General features: G+C 50.9%; 14 protein-coding genes. 6 read left to right on the forward strand and 8 right to left on the reverse strand.

Annotation, left to right across the window (positions count from 1 at the left end; all coding sequences use genetic code 11):
* The first annotated feature begins 162 nt into the window (after positions 1-162).
* Positions 163-2,709, forward strand: coding sequence for a sensor histidine kinase (locus MKQ68_RS10860; RefSeq protein ID WP_264283319.1), 2,547 nt, complete (start codon positions 163-165; stop codon positions 2,707-2,709).
* 71 nt (positions 2,710-2,780) lie between these two features.
* Complete coding sequence (locus MKQ68_RS10865) at positions 2,781-5,897, forward strand: GH92 family glycosyl hydrolase (protein ID WP_264283320.1); 3,117 nt, start codon at positions 2,781-2,783, stop codon at positions 5,895-5,897.
* A gap of 45 nt (positions 5,898-5,942) precedes the next feature.
* Here MKQ68_RS10865 and MKQ68_RS10870 read toward each other — a convergent pair whose 3' ends face one another.
* Entirely contained in the window at positions 5,943-6,254 is a 312-nt protein-coding gene (locus MKQ68_RS10870) for a nuclear transport factor 2 family protein (RefSeq protein WP_244838673.1), read from the reverse strand.
* A gap of 11 nt (positions 6,255-6,265) precedes the next feature.
* Positions 6,266-7,039 carry an SDR family oxidoreductase gene (locus MKQ68_RS10875; protein ID WP_264283321.1) on the reverse strand — a complete coding sequence of 258 codons (774 nt, stop codon included), beginning with the start codon at positions 7,037-7,039 and terminating at the stop codon, positions 6,266-6,268.
* Between the two features lie 121 nt (positions 7,040-7,160).
* On the opposite strand from MKQ68_RS10875, the gene MKQ68_RS10880 reads away from it, so the two are divergent.
* Entirely contained in the window at positions 7,161-7,523 is a 363-nt protein-coding gene (locus MKQ68_RS10880) for a winged helix-turn-helix transcriptional regulator (protein ID WP_244838664.1), read from the forward strand.
* Positions 7,524-7,663: 140 nt separating this feature from the next.
* Here MKQ68_RS10880 and MKQ68_RS10885 read toward each other — a convergent pair whose 3' ends face one another.
* Together MKQ68_RS10885 and MKQ68_RS10890 are read right to left on the reverse strand one after the other, a co-directional pair.
* The gene (locus MKQ68_RS10885; protein ID WP_264283322.1) at positions 7,664-9,562 is read right to left on the reverse strand and encodes a PAS domain-containing sensor histidine kinase; all 1,899 of its coding nucleotides are present in this window, start codon (positions 9,560-9,562) and stop codon (positions 7,664-7,666) included.
* Between the two features lie 2 nt (positions 9,563-9,564).
* Entirely contained in the window at positions 9,565-10,782 is a 1,218-nt protein-coding gene (locus tag MKQ68_RS10890) for a PAS domain S-box protein (protein ID WP_264283323.1), read from the reverse strand.
* A gap of 442 nt (positions 10,783-11,224) precedes the next feature.
* Between MKQ68_RS10890 and MKQ68_RS10895 the strand changes: the two genes are divergently transcribed.
* The 3 genes from MKQ68_RS10895 (at position 11,225) to MKQ68_RS10905 (ending at position 13,326) form a co-directional block, all read left to right on the forward strand.
* The gene (locus tag MKQ68_RS10895) at positions 11,225-11,803 is read left to right on the forward strand and encodes a TetR/AcrR family transcriptional regulator (protein ID WP_264283324.1); all 579 of its coding nucleotides are present in this window, start codon (positions 11,225-11,227) and stop codon (positions 11,801-11,803) included.
* Between the two features lie 66 nt (positions 11,804-11,869).
* Positions 11,870-12,316, forward strand: a complete 447-nt coding sequence (gene msrB / locus MKQ68_RS10900; protein WP_244838650.1) for a peptide-methionine (R)-S-oxide reductase MsrB — start codon at positions 11,870-11,872, stop codon at positions 12,314-12,316.
* 2 nt (positions 12,317-12,318) lie between these two features.
* Positions 12,319-13,326 (forward strand): LLM class flavin-dependent oxidoreductase, encoded by a 1,008-nt coding sequence (locus tag MKQ68_RS10905; protein ID WP_264283325.1) that lies wholly within the window; start codon positions 12,319-12,321, stop codon positions 13,324-13,326.
* A gap of 236 nt (positions 13,327-13,562) precedes the next feature.
* On the opposite strand, the gene MKQ68_RS10910 is transcribed toward MKQ68_RS10905, so the two are convergent.
* The 4 genes from MKQ68_RS10910 to MKQ68_RS10925 all read right to left on the reverse strand — a co-directional run bounded on the left by MKQ68_RS10910 (position 13,563) and on the right by MKQ68_RS10925 (position 17,816).
* Positions 13,563-14,408 (reverse strand): helix-turn-helix domain-containing protein, encoded by an 846-nt coding sequence (locus MKQ68_RS10910; RefSeq protein ID WP_264283326.1) that lies wholly within the window; start codon positions 14,406-14,408, stop codon positions 13,563-13,565.
* 214 nt (positions 14,409-14,622) lie between these two features.
* Positions 14,623-15,942: an amidohydrolase gene (locus MKQ68_RS10915; protein ID WP_264283327.1), complete on the reverse strand. Its 1,320-nt coding sequence runs from the start codon at positions 15,940-15,942 to the stop codon at positions 14,623-14,625.
* Between the two features lie 81 nt (positions 15,943-16,023).
* Positions 16,024-16,716, reverse strand: coding sequence for a LytR/AlgR family response regulator transcription factor (locus MKQ68_RS10920; RefSeq protein WP_244838635.1), 693 nt, complete (start codon positions 16,714-16,716; stop codon positions 16,024-16,026).
* Positions 16,713-17,816 carry a sensor histidine kinase gene (locus tag MKQ68_RS10925; RefSeq protein ID WP_264283328.1) on the reverse strand — a complete coding sequence of 368 codons (1,104 nt, stop codon included), beginning with the start codon at positions 17,814-17,816 and terminating at the stop codon, positions 16,713-16,715. The genes MKQ68_RS10920 and MKQ68_RS10925 overlap by 4 nt, the downstream gene beginning before the upstream one ends.
* Positions 17,817-17,962 lie beyond the last annotated feature (146 nt).

The raw sequence follows: 17,962 nt of genomic DNA on the forward strand, positions 1-17,962 counted from the left end.
CGTCTTTCTTGCTATTGTGCGTCAAACGAGCAAAATCCGATCCATATGAACGGCTTCACCCAAACAGCGCATCAACCGATAATATGGTCAACTTCCTTCCGGCTATCGTATACGCCGGCCCTTGCAGCTGGCTTACCTTTATACCAAAGACCTACACGACCGATGAAATTATTCATCTTTGTCTGCCTGTTCTGTTGCCTGCACGGGTTAGTCAAAGGACAAACGCCCGACACCACCACGATCACGCAGCTTTTAACCCAGGCAGAAAGGTTATTACCTAAACCGGCCGAATCGCGGGCTGCGAGAGCGCTGTTAGAGCAGGCCATGCTCCTGAGCCGCCAGCAACAATACAAACCTGGTATTGAACGGGCATCGGAGTTGCAGGTACAGCTGGCCCTGAAATTATCCGACGATGCTGCGATCATCCGGAACTTACCGGCGCTCCCGTATTCCCGCCGCAATGAGTTGATGAGAATATTGGTTTTCCGCCTGCTCGACCGCAGGCAGGTCGACAGTGCGATGCATTTATCCCGCCGACTGAAAGAAGAAGCCATCGCTCAGCAACAACCCTTCCTGGCAAACGACGCAGAGTACTACATCGCCCGCTGCCACCAGACTAAGGGGGAACTGCGGCTGATGAAGGACTGTTATGTAAAGATGGCCGCTTTTCACCGGAACAACAAAGACGAAGCGTCGGAGCTGATTACGTGGACGGTACTTAATTCCTGGACTTCCGAAAACGATACGTCGCAGCCGCTCAAACTAAACGTGCAGGAAAAGGTGGCCGAGCTGTCGAAACGATTGGGGAAGATGAAAGAATACGCACTTATTCTGTCCGACATCGCACAATCCCACTTACTATTCGGCCGGGTACACGAGGCGGAGAAAAATCTGCTGGAAGCAGCGGCAATGCTCGAAAAAATGGGTGTAAAGGAGCGATACAACATATATGAGTCGCTGGCGCGTTTGTATGTGCGAAAAGCGCATGTGGAGAAGGCGTTGCTGTACGCCCGGTTAGGACAGCACAACCGCCGGCAGGCGGGCAGCGTGGATTCGGTAGCGCTGCATGCACTCACGTCGGAGGTATACACGACATTTGGGATGCCAGACCGTTACTTCGCTGAGCAGGTACAAATGTTAGCTGACCGCGATGCTTACACCGAACGTCATCCGGGTTACATAGAACGGTTCGCGCGGCTCATTGAGTACCAGCAAGGCACCCGTACAGCTTTAACGTACCTGGAGCCGCGCCTCAAAGATGCCACGATCTTCCGAACGAACAGGCAACAGATATTTCCGACAATGATGCTGGGTGATATGCATTTGCGTTTAAAGGACACCCTTGCCGCGATGCAATACTTCCGTAAGGCGGTTACCCTGCTCGACCCTGCTTATTCCGACCGCGACGATATGCCGCAATACGCCTATTTCCGGATGGCTTCCGGCTATTACATCCAGAAAAAATATGACTCTTCGCTTATATACCTGCAAAAGATGCAGGAGCTGAATGATGGGCAGATTCATTTGTATCACAAACCACAAATGTTCGACCTGCTGATGAAGGTAAATTCCGCCATGGGAAGATACCAGGCTGCACTCAGGCACGCAGGCAGGCATCAGCAGCTGCGCGATTCTATTTATAATGTGCAGCGATGGGCGCAACTGGAAGAGATCGAAACGAAATATGAAACGGAAAAGAAAGACCAGCAACTGAAGCAGCAGGCGCGGGAAGTAGCCTGGCTTACCCAGCAAACGGCGCTCCGGGATGCACTTATGAAACAAAAGGAATTTGCAGCACTGCAAAGCGAAATCCTGATTAAAAAGGATATGTTGCAGGCACAGCAGGAGGCCCGTATGCGCGGGGATTCGTTAAAGAATAAGGAAGAACGTATCCGCACAATGAGTAAGGAAGCGATGTTCCACCAAACGCTATTGCGGCAGACACGCGCCACGCGTAACGCGGTAATCACCGGGGCGGCCTTACTCCTGGTATCGTTGCTGTTAGTCTACAACCGCTACCGGCTGAAACAACGCACGAACAGGGAATTGCAACAACAGCGGGATGTGATCAGCGTCAACAACACGGAACTGAGCAAACTCGTAAAGGAGAAAGAATGGTTGTTGAAAGAAGTGCATCACCGCGTGAAAAACAACCTGCAGGTGGTCATGAGCCTGCTGAACATACAATCGCATTACCTGGAAGATGACCGCGCCATTTCCGCCATCCGTGACAGTCAACGCCGGGTGAACGCTATTTCACTCATCCATAAAAAGCTGTACCAATCCGACAACCCGGCCGTGGTGAACATCGGCATCTACATCCAGGAGTTACTCGAACACCTTCGCGAATATACCGACATGCAACAGGGCATCCTGCTGAAGACAGACATCGCGCCGGTGTCGCTGGATATAGCCAGGGCCCTGCCAATTGGGCTGCTATTGAATGAATCGATTACGAATGCGATGAAGTATGCGTTTCCGGACAATACGGCGGGTGAGATACTCATATCACTGCAGAAGAACAAAGAGGCGGGCTCACTCACGTTGCTCGTGGCAGATAACGGGGTCGGTTGTCCGGATGCGCCGGGTGCGGCGGGAAAATCGTTGGGGATGAGCTTGATGGATGCGTTGGCGCAGGACCTGGGTGGCGAACTGGTGGTGGAGAGTGATGGGGGCATGCGGGTAAGTGTGACATTCCCGGTGGAGTAGCCGGCTTTTTTCAACACATTGTTTGAATGTCTGAACATATTCCGTAAGTTGGGGGCATTCAACCACGTCTCATGCAGATCCTCAAACGCAGCTTATTACTCGCCACTATCCTGGCAGCACCGCTCATCACCCACGCCCAGCAAACGATCTGGGAGATCGGAAAAAACGACAACTCCAGTAAAGACATGGCGCTCGCTCCCGGCGGCTATAAAGATTTCCTTCAGAAAGACTTTGGCTGGGAGGACCGGTTTTACCTGGTAGGGCATAGTACACCCGACAAAGACTGGCCCTATGTGCTGCCCGGCCCCAAAGACGCCTGGGGCGGCACAAGTCCTACTGCCGGCATCCGCACGCATCATGCGAACGTACTGTTCGGACTCGAAAACACACCACCTGAAGGCGACTACAAACTGGCGATCGATCTTCTGGGTTACCAGCATCAATCTCCACCCTGGCTGAAGATGACGGTGAACGGGAAAACGTTTGTCGAAAAGCTGCCACAGAAGCCGGGTGATAACACTGTTACGGGCGATATGACCGGTGCAACGGAGTATGTCATCGAGATGCCGATCCCCGCCCGCCTGTTGAAGCAAGGGGGGAACGAAGTCGCATTTACCGTTTTAGAAGGCAGCTGGCTGGTATTTGACCAGGTAAAGCTGAGCGGCCCGGCTGGCGTGAAACTCATCCACCCTAATAAAATTTTTATAAGAAAGATAATGCCCGCGCCATACGAGATCGCACAAACGCAACCCTTACTGGTACAGGTGGAGCACCTGGGTGGCAAACCCACGCTGCTGGTAAAACTCGACGGGAAACAGGTATTCAGTCAGCGCCTCGACACCGCAGGTTATGTATTCGAAGTGCCTATGCCGGCTGTTAAATCTGCGAAACAAAGCCGTTATGGTATTTATGCTGATGGCGTACTGCTGCAAAGCGGAAAGGTGAATCGTGCGCCACAGCGAAAGCAAACGCCGGCCCATTATATAGACACGAAGATGGGCGTGGCGCATTCGCGCTGGATGATCGCTCCCGGCCCCTGGATGCCCTTTGGCATGGTGAAGCTGAGTCCCGACAACCAGGACGCAGGATGGCAGGCGGGCTATGATCCGATCTATGAAAGTGTGGGCACGTTTAGTCACATCCATGAATGGACGATGGCGGGCCTGGGCACGTTGCCGGTGAACGGTCCGCTGAAGATCAAAGTAGGCGGACAACGTAGTGAAGGGGACGGCTATCGCTCGCAGATCGACAAATCAACCGAAAAAGCACCCCTCGGATCCTACGAAGTAGTGCTGCAGGATTACAATATCAAAGCAGAACTAACGGCGACGACGCGCTGTAGCTTTCAACGTTACACGTATCCGAAGGCGACTGATTCCCGGATCATGATCGACTTGCGCATTCCTGCCGAATATCATTATGATTTGAAAGATGTGACACTTCGTAAAGTGAGCGACCGGCGTATCGAAGGCGTGAGCCGCCAGTTCACGGCCAATGCATGGTCTGGCGATGTAAACCAGGATTATAAAGTACACTTCGTGATGGAGTTTGACAGGCCGATCACAAAATTCGGTACCTGGACGAACGGACAGGTGAGCGATAACGACATTGTTTCCTCCGGCCCTGTAAAGGACGCGGGAGCATTCGTGGAATTCGACACCCGCGGGAATAACGTGGTGCAGGTGCGGACAGGCATTTCCCTCGTGAGCCTGGAGAATGCTGCACTGAACCTGGAACAGGAAATCACCCGACCTTTCGCATGGAGCTTCGATCGCGTGCAGGAGGCGCAGATGGATGCGTGGAATGTGTTGCTGGCCCGCCTGAAAATTGAAACGAACGATCAACGCGAGAAGGTGCGTTTTTACAGCAATATGTACCGTGCCCTGGCCAGCCGTAATACCTGGAGCGATGTGGATGGTAAATGGGTAGATGCGTTTCAAAAGGTACAGCAACTCAAAGACCCGCAAGCGCTGGCATTGGGTTGCGACGCCTTCTGGAATACTTTCTGGAACCTGAACCAGTTCTGGAACTTAGTGACGCCGGAGTGGTCATCCCGTTGGGTGAAATCGCAACTCGCCATGTACGAGGCCAATGGCTGGCTGGCAAAAGGTCCGGCCGGGATGAACTACGTGCCGGTGATGGTGGCGGAACATGAGATTCCGCTCATCGTTGGTGCCTACCAGATGGGCATAAGAGACTTCGATGCGCAGAAAGCCTTTGCCGCCATGAAGAAGATGCAAACCACGCCTCCATCCAAGGTGGGCCTGGGTTATGCAGGCAACCGCGACCTGGTGACTTACCTGCAACACCAGTTCGTTCCCTACGATAAAGGACGATTTTCCAACACCCTCGAATACGCCTACGACGACTGGACCGTATCGCAGATGGCGAAAGCACTCGGCAAGCAGGAAGACGAAAAGTTATTCTCTGCACGCGGCAACTACTGGCGCAACGCCATCGACACCACTACCGGTTATGCCAGGCTCCGGAAATCCGACGGCTCCTGGATGCCAGACTTCGACCCGTTCAAGTCCGGCGCCAACGAACATTATGTAGAAGGCAACGCCTGGCAGCTCACCTACTTCGTGCCGCAGGACGTGCCAGCGCTGGCAGGTGTTATTGGCGAAAACCGCTTTATCGACCGGCTCTCCTGGGGTTTTACAGAAAGCGAAAAACTGCGTTACAACGCACCCGGCGATCAGTACTGGGATTACCCCGTTATACAGGGCAACCAGCAATCCATGCACTTTGCGTTCCTGTTCAACTGGGTGAAACGCCCCTGGCTCACGCAGCAATGGAGCCGCTCGATCATCGACCGCTATTACGGCACCGGCGAGGCGAACGCTTACCTGGGAGATGAAGACCAGGGCCAGATGAGTGCCTGGTTCATCATGGCCGCCCTTGGGCTGTTCCAAACAGACGGTGGCTGTAGTGTGAACCCGGTGTATGAAATCGCCAGTCCACTGTATCCCAAAGTAACGATCGATCTCGGCGGGCAATACGGTCGTGGTAAACAGTTTATCATCGAGGCACGCCATGTGTCGAAACATAATAAGTACGTACAACGCGCTGTGCTGAATGGCAGGCCGCTACAGTCGTTCCGTTTCCCTGCAAGTGAGTTATTGAAGGGCGGGAAGTTGACGCTGGAGATGGGGGCTGTGCCGAACAGGCAGTGGGGTATTGAATAACAAATAACGGGCTGACCATTATTGCTGGTCAGCCCGTTACTTTCGTTAGCCCGTGATTTTGAGGGAGCTGATGAACCCGTCTTCCAGTTCGAAATGATATTGCAATACGATCGGGCTCCCCGGAAAAGTTCCTGAGATTTCCGCCGAGAGAATTTCGTTCTGATAATTGATCGGTTTCATCACCGCTTTATATTCCTCGTTAGCTGCCGCGATCCACTGCTGTATCTCTCTCCTGCCCTTGTGCGTTTTGCCTTCATCGTATACAACAGCAGTTTCTGAGAAATTGGCTGCATACGCTGCTGCATCGAAATCTGCCTGTGCCTGTACTAAGTCTGCTATTACTTTTGGTAAGTTCATATCTGTCTATTTTAGATTGTTGGAATAGTTCCTCCGTCGATGACATACTCTGTCCCCGTTAAATACCCCGCCCTCGGCGACACCAAGAAGCCGACCAGTTCAGCCACCTCCTCCGGCTGTGCCGCCCTGCCGAACGGAATGCCACCCAGTGCATCCATCACACTTTGCCCCGCCTGTTCGACCGTTGTATTCGAGCTTGCTGCGATCCGTTCCATCATTCGCACCGAAGCCGTAGTCATGATCCAGCCCGGCGAAACCGTCAGCACACGCACCCCTTCAGGCGCTACTTCGTTCGACAGACTTTTGCTGTAATTAACCAATCCCGCTTTGGCCGCCGCATACGGCAAAGTGGAATCGTAAAGCGGCAACCTCGCTTGTATGGAGGCGATGTGGACGATCACCCCTGTTTTACGCGCAATCATCTGCGGCAGCAATGCCCTGTCCAGCCGAACAGGCGCCAGCAAATTCGTGCGGATCGTATTTTCCCAATCCTCGTCGCTCAACACTGCAAAACCACCGCCTGGCGTTTCTGAGCTGCCGAGGTTGTTGACCAGGATATCCAGCTGTCCGTACGTGGCCAGGATCTCCGTTACCACCTTCTGTGTGCCTTCCGGCGTGCTGAGATCAGCTGCTATGAAATGCGCAGCTGTTTCTTCCGGCTTGTTTCTCGCCGTAGTGATCACCGTAGCACCAGCGGCGGCTAACCTGTCTGCAATCGCCTTCCCTGTGCCCTTCGTACCGCCTGTTACAAGCGCAATCTTTCCTTCCAGTTCGTTTGTTGTCATATCGTTTCTTTTATGCAAAATTGCGCCGTACGTTAGTTTCAGACAAGTACGGAGAACCGATTCCCATAGGGATAAAATTATCCCTATTGCCCTATTCCGAGCAATGCGGTATTTTTGGTATATGCGTGAACGAAAGATACCCTTGAACCTGAACTGCGGCCTGGACCTGATTGGCGAAGTATTATACGGCAAGTGGAAAATGCGCCTGTTATGGTTTATCAGCCAGGGCCATAAGCGGCCAAGCGAATTGCAACGGAAGATCCCCGATGCATCGCGCCGGGTGTTAAATGTGCAACTGAAAGAACTGGAAGAGCATGAGTTGATCTGTAAGACTATTTACCCCGTGGTACCGCCGAAGGTGGAGTATGAACTGACGGATTTTGGCCGGACGTTGGTGCCGGTGATCGGGGCGTTAGGGATGTGGGGGGATGAGCATGAGGGGAGGTTGAGGAGGGTGATTGGGGGGACGGGAAGAGCAATATAGACTTAGTTTAGAGCCCGAAACTTGCACAAAAGTTTTATTATTTTTTCAGAGGCCCAAAACCACTAGCGGTAGTGACAGATCTGTATCGACCAGTGCAGGAAAACCTCCGGCACTTTTCATTTTCGGCCCGGCACGTCTTACTACATGGTTTGCTTGTTAACGCCGGGCGACACCCGGTACAAAGGTATTGTAAAGGAAAAAATGGAACCCTCGCCTACTTTACTTTGTACCGAAAAGCTGCCACCATGTTTTTGAATGATCTGCGCACTTATATACAGGCCCAGCCCCAAACCGGTATGCGCATCCATATTGTTGGCGGTAACCCGGTAAAATCGTTCAAATATCCGTGTAACATCAGCTTCAGGTATACCAGGTCCCTCATCTTTTATGCTCACTTTGATGGCCTGGTCTTCCACACGGCTTGTTACCGTTATGATGGTTTCTTTTGGCGAGTACTTTATAGCGTTGGCTAACAAATTAGTAATGACTTGCCCGATACGCTCGCGGTCGGCGTATACGTTTTTCCCATCCCCTGTTTGTAATTTAAACGTGTGACTGGTTGTTCTTTGAATTTCTTCGACCCGCTCTTTTATTAGTTCATTCAGGTCTACCTCTTCAGGTTCAAACCGTAATTGTCCTTCAGAAATCTTAGTCGTATCCAATAAGGTGTTAATTAGTTTCGTGAGCTTATCTATTTGCTTATTGAGTTTCGAAAGCATGTCGCTGTCATACCGGTTTCCTAACTCCTCCAGTCTCTCCTGGATCAGTTCAGCATATGCTTTCATGCTGGTAACCGGCGTTTTCAGCTCATGGCTGGCAACACCAATAAACTCGTCTTTTTGGTGCTCAAGGCGCTTCCGTTCTGTGATATCATACATCACCCCCACCATCCTTTTGGCACGGCCATTTTCGTCTTGTACTACCGCCCGGCCATAACCACTCATCCACCGAACCTGGTGGTTGTCGGCCCGTACGATGCGGAACTCCGCCTGGTAAACGCCTGTATGCCCTGCAGCGTTCACTAACGCTGCCGTTACCTGTTCAGTATCTCCGGGATGCACGAAGCTTAGAAAAAATGCTGCCTTCCTGGGTTTATCATCCGGTGCGATACCAAGAATGAGAAAATGTTGATCATTCCATACCACTTCATCGGCGAGCACATCCCAATCCCAGGCGGCCATATCCGCACTCTGAAGCGCTGCACGGTAACGCTCTTCACTAATCCGCATGGCCTCTGCTGCCTCCTGCCTGTCCGTAAGATCGCGGGCTACTTTTAAAAATCCCTGCAGCTTCATCCCATCGTAAACCGGGCGCATTACGCCACTCATATAAAAGCGGCTGCCATCTTTACGGATATGCCATCGTTCATCGAGTGCAGCGCCTTCCGACATGGCGGTAGTGCGTTCGCCGTCAGGCGCTCCGGCGGCCCTGTCTTCCGGTGTAAAAATCACGTCTGCGGTTTCATGCAGCATTTCTGATTCGGTGCGCTGGAAAATATGCTCCGCTCCCTTACTCCAACTTAGCACTAAACCACTGGTATCTGTATTAATGATCGCGTAGTCTAATGCAGTGTCCATGGTCGCCCGCAGCCGACCTTCGCTGGCGCGCAGGGCTTCGGTGGCGGTACGCATGTCCTGGATATCGGTGGCTGAACCAAACCAGCCAACCACTTTTCCGGATTCATCGTGCAGCGGCACGTTGCGGCCAATGAACCAGCGGTACTCGCCATCGAAACGCCGCAGCCTGTATTCCGTATCAAAAACTTCTCCCGTTAGTAAAGCCTCACGCCATTGGGATTTAGACAGAGGGGCATCATCCGGATGCACAATAGCTTCCCAACCATGGCCCATGGAGGCGGCCTCACTGAGGCCACTATATCGATACCAGCGCTCGTTGAAGTAATTGGCAAAACCATCCGCCGAATTACTCCAAACAATATGCGGGACGGCATCGGCCAGTATGCGAAGGCGTGCTTCCGATTCGCGCAGCGCTTCCAGCCTGAGCCGCGATTCATGAATATCGGTTGCTGAACCGTACATTTTCACCACCTCCCCCTTTCGTTCTTCTGCGGAAACACATGAACGACAAACCACCGGTATACCCCATCATATCTGCGGATACGATGCTCCTGACGAAGCGTTTCCCCCTTCTTTACCGCTTCATGATAACGCTTTGCAGACGCTTCCCGGTCGTCGGCATGAATGGCATTGATCCACCGCCAGCCCGGCGCTTCTTCAGGAGACTGCCCTGTATATTCCATCCAACGATGATTATACCAGTTCGTTGAACCATCTGGCTCACTATCCCAGAGCAGGTCGGGTACAAGATCGGTAATCAGCTGCAACCGGAGCTGCGACTGGCGCAGGGCTTCTTCGGCTTGTGCACGTTCTACTGCAGCCCAGGTACGTTCGGCCGTTTCTTTTATAAGAGCGATGTCTTCAGCACTCCATTTTCGTGCGGCGTCATTCGTTAAACCAAGCAGGGCGACGAAACGGCTGTCTTTGAATAGAGGCACCCCTATAGAGGCACGGGCATTAAATGTGCGATACAAGGCCCTCTCTGCTTCTGTGAACGCAGGATCGGTATCTATATCTTCATAAAAAAATGTTCTTCCTTCATTATAAGCAGCAAAAACGGATCCGCCGAAATCAGATACCTTCAGTCCCGGCGGTAATTGCAGCGCGTCATGCTTTGAAGAACCTTCCAAAGCAGTAACAGTATCGCTATCGTCGCCGATCTGTAAATAGTAACAGGCAGTTACATCAAAATAATCGACCATAGCTTTTGTAACCACCTGCTGTATCCGCCGCGTATCACGTAACAAACGAATACTGTCGCTAAGTGTGAGCAAAAACATTTTTTGCTTTTCCCAATACTGCAGTTCCTGCAGTTTACGCGCTGAAATATCGCGGGCTATGGTAGACACTCCCCTTACGCGGCCCGATGCATCCCGCACCGGGGACAAAAAAATCTCCATTTCAACCTCCCGCCCGCTTTTATGCAGTCTTACCGTTTCATAAACAGGAACGGTTATTTCATCAATAATATCGTCGACTTTATCAATCAGGTCCGCTACATCTTTCGGAAGCATCACCATTGCTAAGGGGCGCCCAATAACCTCGTCCGCCGTATAGCCATACAGGTTCTCGGCTCCTTTATTCCAACTTGTAACGACCCGGTCGAGATCGATCGTCACGATGGAATCCTGCGAAGATTCAACAATTGAAGCGAGCAGGTACTGTTCTTGGCTATTAATCATGTAAGGTGTGGTATTAGTGGGGTTTTGACGAAGGAAGCGGTTTTTCTTATGATATTGCGTCCATTAAGGTACCAAAAATAAATGTATTGGCACCGTTCCCTCGATATAAAACAGCCGGTATGCAATCAACCGCTGCTATTACCAGCTACACTTTGAGCGGGAATCTTCAGAGAAAAAGGTTACACTAACTTATATTTTTATGTGTAACTTCTTCTGCGACCGTTCAGATTGAAATGATACGGTTTACCTTTTCAGGCTAAAAAGACAAAAGCCGTATAAATCCTACGATCTATACGGCTTTAAATGCATTTGAATTTGTTTCTGTGATCACGCTGGGACGCTAACCCACCCCAAATTTCAAGCACACAGCCCCGCCTTACCATCAAGTTACCCCATTCTGAATCATTTGTTTCAAAACCCCTATCTTCGCATAAAAAACACCATGCCGCGCAACGTCGCTTTTAACGAAGACCAGGCTATACAGTACGCTATGGAAGTATTCTGGGAAAAAGGATACAACGGCACGTCGTTGCGCGACCTCACGGATGCGATGAAGATCAACAGCAGCAGCCTGTACAACACAATCGGTGATAAACAGGAACTGTTTGTCAGGTGCATCCGGCACTATACGGCAATCCGTAACGCGGACTTGCGCCGGCGGGCGAACAGCTCGGCTTCTCCCCTGCAAACGTTGAAACAGTATATTGACGATGCGGTGACCAGCATTACGAATGAACCCAATGGTTGCATGGCGGTGAAAACGGCGTTCGAGGTGGCGAATAAGGACGAGCGGATTAAGGCGATACTCAAGCAGGACGGGGAAAATACTTACCAGTTCCTGTATACGCTGCTGAACAAGTCGATCAAACAACGTGAAATACCGGATACGGAGGAGCCGGCAATGCTGGCGGATTACCTCATGAGTATGTTGACGGGCTGGTACGAGTCGTACATTGTACATAGAGATGCGGATAAAATCAGGAAGATGGCAGGATATTTCCTGCATCAACTATCAAAATAGTATTTTTTGCCTTGTTTTGAAATGATTGTTTCAAAACATTATTGATCACAACAAAAGATATCGATTATGCTAAAATGGACGGATGTGGTAGGGTTTGCCAGTAAAGGAAACCCACAACCTGGCAAAAAGGTGATAAAAACGAACGAGGAATGGCAGCAGGTGCTAACGCCGGATCAGTTTAAGATCACGCGTTTACACGGCACGGAAAGGGCGCATAGCTCTGACATGTGTTCGCGGTTCGAACCGGGTAAGTATGCCTGCGTATGCTGTGGGGAGTTACTGTTCGACGGAAGCGAGAAGTTTGAAAGTGGCACAGGTTGGCCATCGTTTACACAACCGATCGCGGAGAATGCGATCGCGTATATCAAAGATGAAAGCTACGGCATGGTGCGGATCGAAACGATCTGTAACACTTGCGATGCACACCTGGGACATGTGTTCCCGGACGGACCTGCACCCAGCGGGTTACGGTATTGCATGAACGCTTTGGCATTGAAAAAAGAAGAGAAATAGACATGGAGCAATCAAAGAAACAGGTGGCGTGGTCTCTCCTGGAACTGGCCACGATATCACAAGGGGTGAGTATTGAAAAGACGTTGCAACAGAGTGTGGCGCTGGCGCAAAAGGCGGAGCAGTGGGGTTATAAAAGGTTCTGGCTGGCAGAACACCACAACTTCCTGAACATCGCAAGTGTAGCTACTTCGGTGCTGATCGGGCACATCGCGGGTAATACTAAAAGTATACGGGTGGGCTCTGGAGGCATTATGCTGCCTAACCACTCGCCGCTGATCGTGGCGGAGCAATTCGGTACGCTGGCGCAGCTGTATCCAAACCGGATCGACTTAGGCTTGGGCAGAGCGCCGGGTACGGACCAAACGACGGCGCATGCGATCCGCAGCGACAGGATGAGGGCGGTACATAATTTCCCGGGGGAGATTGAACAGATACAACAATACTTTTCGAAGGATAACACAGCATCGTCTGTACGGGCGGTGGTGGCAGAAGGTGTAGGCGTGCCGCTGTACATCCTGGGCTCGAGCCTGGATAGCGCACATCTGGCGGCGAAACTTGGACTTCCGTACGCGTTTGCCAGTCACTTTGCGACGGGCATGTTCCTCCAGGCGATCGCGACGTACCGGAAGGAGTTTCAGCCATCGGCAGTATTGGATAAACCGTACATTATTGCGGGTGTGAATGTGATTGCGGCAGATAAGGAAGAGGATGCGCAACATAATTTCACATCACTGGTGCGTATGTTCCTGGGAGTATTCACGGGGAAATCTGAACTATTACAGCCACCGGCACCGTTAACGCCGGATTTAGAGCGCATCTTGCAGGAGCAGATGTTCCAGGATCTTCTAAGATATTGTTTTGTGGGAGATACAGCACAGGTAGCGCAGAAACTGGATAAGTTCCTGGCAGAAACGGGTGTGGATGAACTGATGGTGGTGTCTAACGCACATGATCATCAATTCAGGTTAAGATCTTTTGAGTTACTGGCGGAAATTATGAAGGCCAGGTAACCATCTATAGATAGGGGGATGTGGCCAGCAGTAGGCGACATCCCCTTTAAAGTATTTAGTTGGAAACGGCTGTCGTTCTCCACCGGTCAGTCTCATCTTCGGCAACAAGTCGTTGAACGCGTCGAGACTTGCGCTAAGTTGCCAGTCCTCCCCGGACATGAATACGCGGTTAAGCTCCTCGTAGAACGAAGCGATATCGTGTATGCTGCTGCCTTCGATTACAAACTGTTGTTCCATTATTTTAGCTCTTTAAACTCCGAAGGCGTCATTCCCGTATGCGCTTTGAAGAACTTGGAAAAATTCGCATGATCATAAAAACCCAGTTCAAATACGATCTCTTTCACGGTCATACCAGAAGCTTTTAGCAACCGCTTGGCCTCCAACACTACACGCTCCTGCAGCAGCGAGGAGGCGGATACGCGCAGGTGTTTATTGCACAGCATATTGAGATAGTTCGGCGTTATATTGATCTCGCCGGCATAAAATGCCACGGAGCGTTGTGCTTTGAAATGCTGGTCGATGAGACTGATGAAACGCGATAACACGGGATGCGTTACGGCATCAGACTTGAAGAGGTACTCCGCTGCCTGACTGATGAGCAGGCCGATCGTGGCACAGCGGGCGTTTACAAGCGGCCAGAAAACTTCTTTTGCTTCCAGCAGCAGCTGTACTTGCTGAAACTCCAGCAGCAAGGTTTGAAAAGTTGGCCTATCCAGTGAAATCACGGGATGACGCTGGTAACTGGCGGCGGAAAACCGTAGCGATGGCAGGAAGTATTCGAACGGTGCGCGACCGATCATCAGTTGGTGACAGGCGGTTTGTTTCTTCATATCCCACTCGTGCACTTGTTCCGGGAACAAGAGATGGAGCTGACGGGCGGCCAGTGAATGTTCGACGAAATCGATGGTGTGGGAGCCCCTGCCCTGTTCGAACAACATGGCAATGAAGAAATCATGTTTATGCGGCGTTTCAATCAATCGTTCGCCGTGCAATTCATGAAACAGGATGCCCCGGTCAGGCGGTTTGCCCTGGCTGAACGCCTGCATGCTTAATACCGGGAAATGATCTTTTTGATGGCCCATGTGTGTGGGCTAAAATTAACGAAAAATAAAACTACATTTAGGTACGACCGTAAGTGGCTTTACGCAGGATAATTACACGGGTAAATGGAAAATGAAACGTGTTCACTTCTGAAAAGGGCTCGGCCCATCACTCCCATTGGAGGAAAGCATGAAAGGTAAGCTGAGCCAGGTTGGCAAAACGATTTGGTCAACAAGGAGCATAGATCACACTTCATTAATACACGACGTTACCTTTATACACCAGCGACTTCACCGGTGACATGCGGGATACTGCTTCGGCGGAGCAGCTGGCATCTATCAGTACAGCACTAGCCTCCAGTCCGGCAGCCGGCCATTGACGAACGCCTTTGTCGTCGAGCGGCAATACGTTATAGGTAGCGAGTTTGAGCGCACGGTTCAATAAAAATTCGGTGGAATAGCCGTATAGTTGCACCATAAGGTTCGCCTTCTGCAGCACGCTGCCCGTACCGAAAGTATTCCAATGGTCGATAATACTGTCGTTGCCCGTAGCCACATTTACGCCGTACTTGTAAAGCGTGGGAATGGGCATGGTGAGTCCGCCGAAAGGAATGGTGGACACGATGCCGATGCCCGCCTGGGCAAGTTTATCGGCAATAGCCTCCTGTTGCGGTTTATCGAGTTTCCCGAGTACGAAACAATGACTTAAGAACGTTTTGCCCTTCAACACCGGGTTTTCGTTCACACGATCGATCAGGTATTCGACGGTCTTAAGCCCGGATTCGCCGGATTCGTGGAGGTGGATGTCGATGCCTTTATTGTGATCGAGGGCAAGTTGCACGATGAAGTCCATGGGCTTCGAGATATCGCCGTCTAACGAATAAGGATCAACGCCGCCGATGAAGTCGATATCCGTTTGGGCGGCTTCTTTCATCCATGACGTGGACGCTGTGTAATACAGGCCGTGTTGCGGGAAGGCAACCAGCTCTGCCCCGAAACCGGCTTTCTTATTATCTAATGCTTTTTGTAAGTTTTTGAGTGAATCCAGTTTGGAGGTGGGTTCGATGTTGACGTGACTCCTTGCGAAGCCGGAGCCGTGCGACTGCAGTAGTTCGATCAGCTTTTCTGCCCGCGCTGTGGAGGTTTTCAGCATGTCGGGCAGTATTTGCTGCTCGATAGCGATCATACCTTTTACACCGCCCTGCCTGCGCTTCACCGATTTCCAGGGCCCGCCGTAAAAGGTTTTATCCAGGTGAATGTGCATGTCTTTGAATACGGGCAGCATCAGCCAGCCTTTAGCATCAATGGCATTTGCTTTCGGATCATTAGGGGTGATGGCGGTGAATTTGCCGTTGGTCACTTCTACACAGTACAGTTCCGTTTTGGTGGCTACGACCTCTCCTTCCTCGTATTCGAAGCCGGTTTCCAGGCGAACGTTTTTCCATTTGCGGCTATTGCCGGCGTTGCAGTTATCGTTCGCAGCGGTTACAGGTAAGGCGGGCGCAAGCCCCATGCCGAGCGTAGCGATGGCGGAGTTCCTGATAAAGTCTTTCCTCGAAATGGAGACAGCGCACATAGTCGAAATCTTTTGTCAAAGATAATGACTGGTAAGCTGGCCGGACGGTAGGTTTTATAACAACACCGGTACAATTTATAATCAGGGCCCGGTAAGCTTCGCGACGGATTCCATAAAGTCCTTTTTGTAAGCGCGCCCGATGGGAATCACCTGGTTGGCCATGAACACCTTGTTATGCGAGATCTTTTTCAGATGCCCGGAGTTGATCACATACGACTTATGCACCTGTTTGAAATCCTCACCCAGCTTCGTCATCCAATCCCTCAGCGAGCCCGAAGTAAGATGTTTGTTAGCGGCAGTGAACACTTCGGTGTAGCTGTTATCTGATTTGATATAAATAATATCGTCGCGATTGATCTTTACCAGCCCGTGCCCCGATTTGATATACACATCCTTCTCCCCTGTTTCCGTTGGCGTGCCGGGAAGCGCCATGGCCGCTACTTTATCGATCGCCTGCGTGAAACGTTCGAACGAAAAAGGTTTCAGGAGATAATCCACCACTTTAAACTGGTAACTCTCCAGCGCAAACTCGGCATGAGCGGTGGTTAGGATTACATACGGACAATCCTGTACCGTGCGCAGGAAGTCCATCCCCGACAATCGCGGCAGATGGATATCTAAAAAGATGAGATCCACCGGATGGTCGGCCAGGTACGCTTTCGCTTCTATCGCATCGCAAAACGTTTTTTCCAGTTTGAGGAGTGCCGTATTGCTGATAAACCGTTGCAATATCTGCTGCGCCGGCGCCTGGTCTTCAATGATAATACTTCTCATGCCTCTCCCAATTTTTTTAAACGCATTGTAAGTTCGATGGCGAATAGCTGGCCATTGTCCTGTATATCGAGTGTATGTTCACTACGGAATTGCAGGTCCAGCCGCTTCTTCACATTTTCTAGACCGATTCCCTTTGCCAGACCGCTGGACGGATAGTGTTGCGAATAATTATTCCTGCAGGAAAAAGTGAGCAGCCCTTGTTCCGACACGCGCACTTGCACGTCGATGTCGATGTTCCCGGCCTGGCTTCCCGCGCTATGCTTAAAAGCGTTTTCTACGAAAACGATCAGCACCATGGGCGGAATGGTAAATGTCAGGTGTTCGATCTCTTTCGAAAAACGGATCTTTCCGCGTTCGCCGATCTGCAGCTGATTTAGGGCCACGTAGTTTTCGAGGTGTTGTATTTCCGTGGTGAGCGCTACGAAATCCGTTTTGCACTCGTACAACATATATCGCAGTACGGCAGACAGTTCCAATATGATCGAGGGTGTTTTCGGTGACCGGTCGATGGCGTAGGCGTAAAGCGTGTTCAGGTTATTGAATAAGAAGTGGGGATTGATCTGTGACTTCAGAAACTCGATCTCACTTTCCTTCATCAGGCTTTTCAGCCGCTCCAGCTCCCGTTGTTTGTGGTTGGAATCCCAGGCCAGTTTGAAAGCCACCATAATAATAATGATCGGCAGCGTTTCTACCAATGTAAAGGCCAGTCCGGGAAAATAAGTGCCGCGCGTGTCGGGGAAAAAGATTTGCTCCAACACATATTCATCCACCATGATCACCAGCGTGATCAGTACTGCCAGTGCCGCCACGAAAAGCAGCATTCGTTTCCGGTAGTAGAACATAGGTAGCAGTACATAATTAATGATCATCGCCGCGGCGAGGTAGTTGGCGAAGAAAGCAAGTTTAGAGGGCTTGAACAGCGATTGCAAAGATTGGTGTTGCGATCCGTCGAGCGAAAAGGAGAAAAATATCATCAGCACAAAAACAATCACCGTCTGGTAAATCGCCTCCTTAACATGTGGCGACAAGCGTTGCAGCGACCAGCCGGCCCTGTGTGCAGCAAGAGAAGTGTCGTTCAGGGGATAAATCGTGTCGTTCACAAATTCGCGTCATTTTTTATATCCGCAATATTATAGTTTTGCATTTACACTTAGTATAAATAGCGATTAAAATTTACGTAGTTGTTTTACAATACATTGAATTTTAGATTATTATCTCTTCTCTTCGCTCTTGTATTTTTCTCTTC

It is taken from the genome of Chitinophaga horti (assembly GCF_022867795.2).
GTDB lineage: Bacteria > Bacteroidota > Bacteroidia > Chitinophagales > Chitinophagaceae > Chitinophaga > Chitinophaga horti.

What these genes read in the sequence shown, in the direction of transcription:
- MKQ68_RS10860 (WP_264283319.1), top strand. Translation starts at nt 163, where the DNA reads ATGAAATTATTCATCTTTGTCTGCCTGTTCTGTTGCCTGCACGGGTTA.
- MKQ68_RS10865 (WP_264283320.1), top strand. Translation starts at nt 2,781, where the DNA reads ATGCAGATCCTCAAACGCAGCTTATTACTCGCCACTATCCTGGCAGCA.
- MKQ68_RS10870 (WP_244838673.1), bottom strand. Translation starts at nt 6,254, where the DNA reads ATGAACTTACCAAAAGTAATAGCAGACTTAGTACAGGCACAGGCAGAT.
- MKQ68_RS10875 (WP_264283321.1), bottom strand. Translation starts at nt 7,039, where the DNA reads ATGACAACAAACGAACTGGAAGGAAAGATTGCGCTTGTAACAGGCGGT.
- MKQ68_RS10880 (WP_244838664.1), top strand. Translation starts at nt 7,161, where the DNA reads ATGCGTGAACGAAAGATACCCTTGAACCTGAACTGCGGCCTGGACCTG.
- MKQ68_RS10885 (WP_264283322.1), bottom strand. Translation starts at nt 9,562, where the DNA reads ATGTACGGTTCAGCAACCGATATTCATGAATCGCGGCTCAGGCTGGAA.
- MKQ68_RS10890 (WP_264283323.1), bottom strand. Translation starts at nt 10,782, where the DNA reads ATGATTAATAGCCAAGAACAGTACCTGCTCGCTTCAATTGTTGAATCT.
- MKQ68_RS10895 (WP_264283324.1), top strand. Translation starts at nt 11,225, where the DNA reads ATGCCGCGCAACGTCGCTTTTAACGAAGACCAGGCTATACAGTACGCT.
- msrB (WP_244838650.1), top strand. Translation starts at nt 11,870, where the DNA reads ATGCTAAAATGGACGGATGTGGTAGGGTTTGCCAGTAAAGGAAACCCA.
- MKQ68_RS10905 (WP_264283325.1), top strand. Translation starts at nt 12,319, where the DNA reads ATGGAGCAATCAAAGAAACAGGTGGCGTGGTCTCTCCTGGAACTGGCC.
- MKQ68_RS10910 (WP_264283326.1), bottom strand. Translation starts at nt 14,408, where the DNA reads ATGGGCCATCAAAAAGATCATTTCCCGGTATTAAGCATGCAGGCGTTC.
- MKQ68_RS10915 (WP_264283327.1), bottom strand. Translation starts at nt 15,942, where the DNA reads ATGTGCGCTGTCTCCATTTCGAGGAAAGACTTTATCAGGAACTCCGCC.
- MKQ68_RS10920 (WP_244838635.1), bottom strand. Translation starts at nt 16,716, where the DNA reads ATGAGAAGTATTATCATTGAAGACCAGGCGCCGGCGCAGCAGATATTG.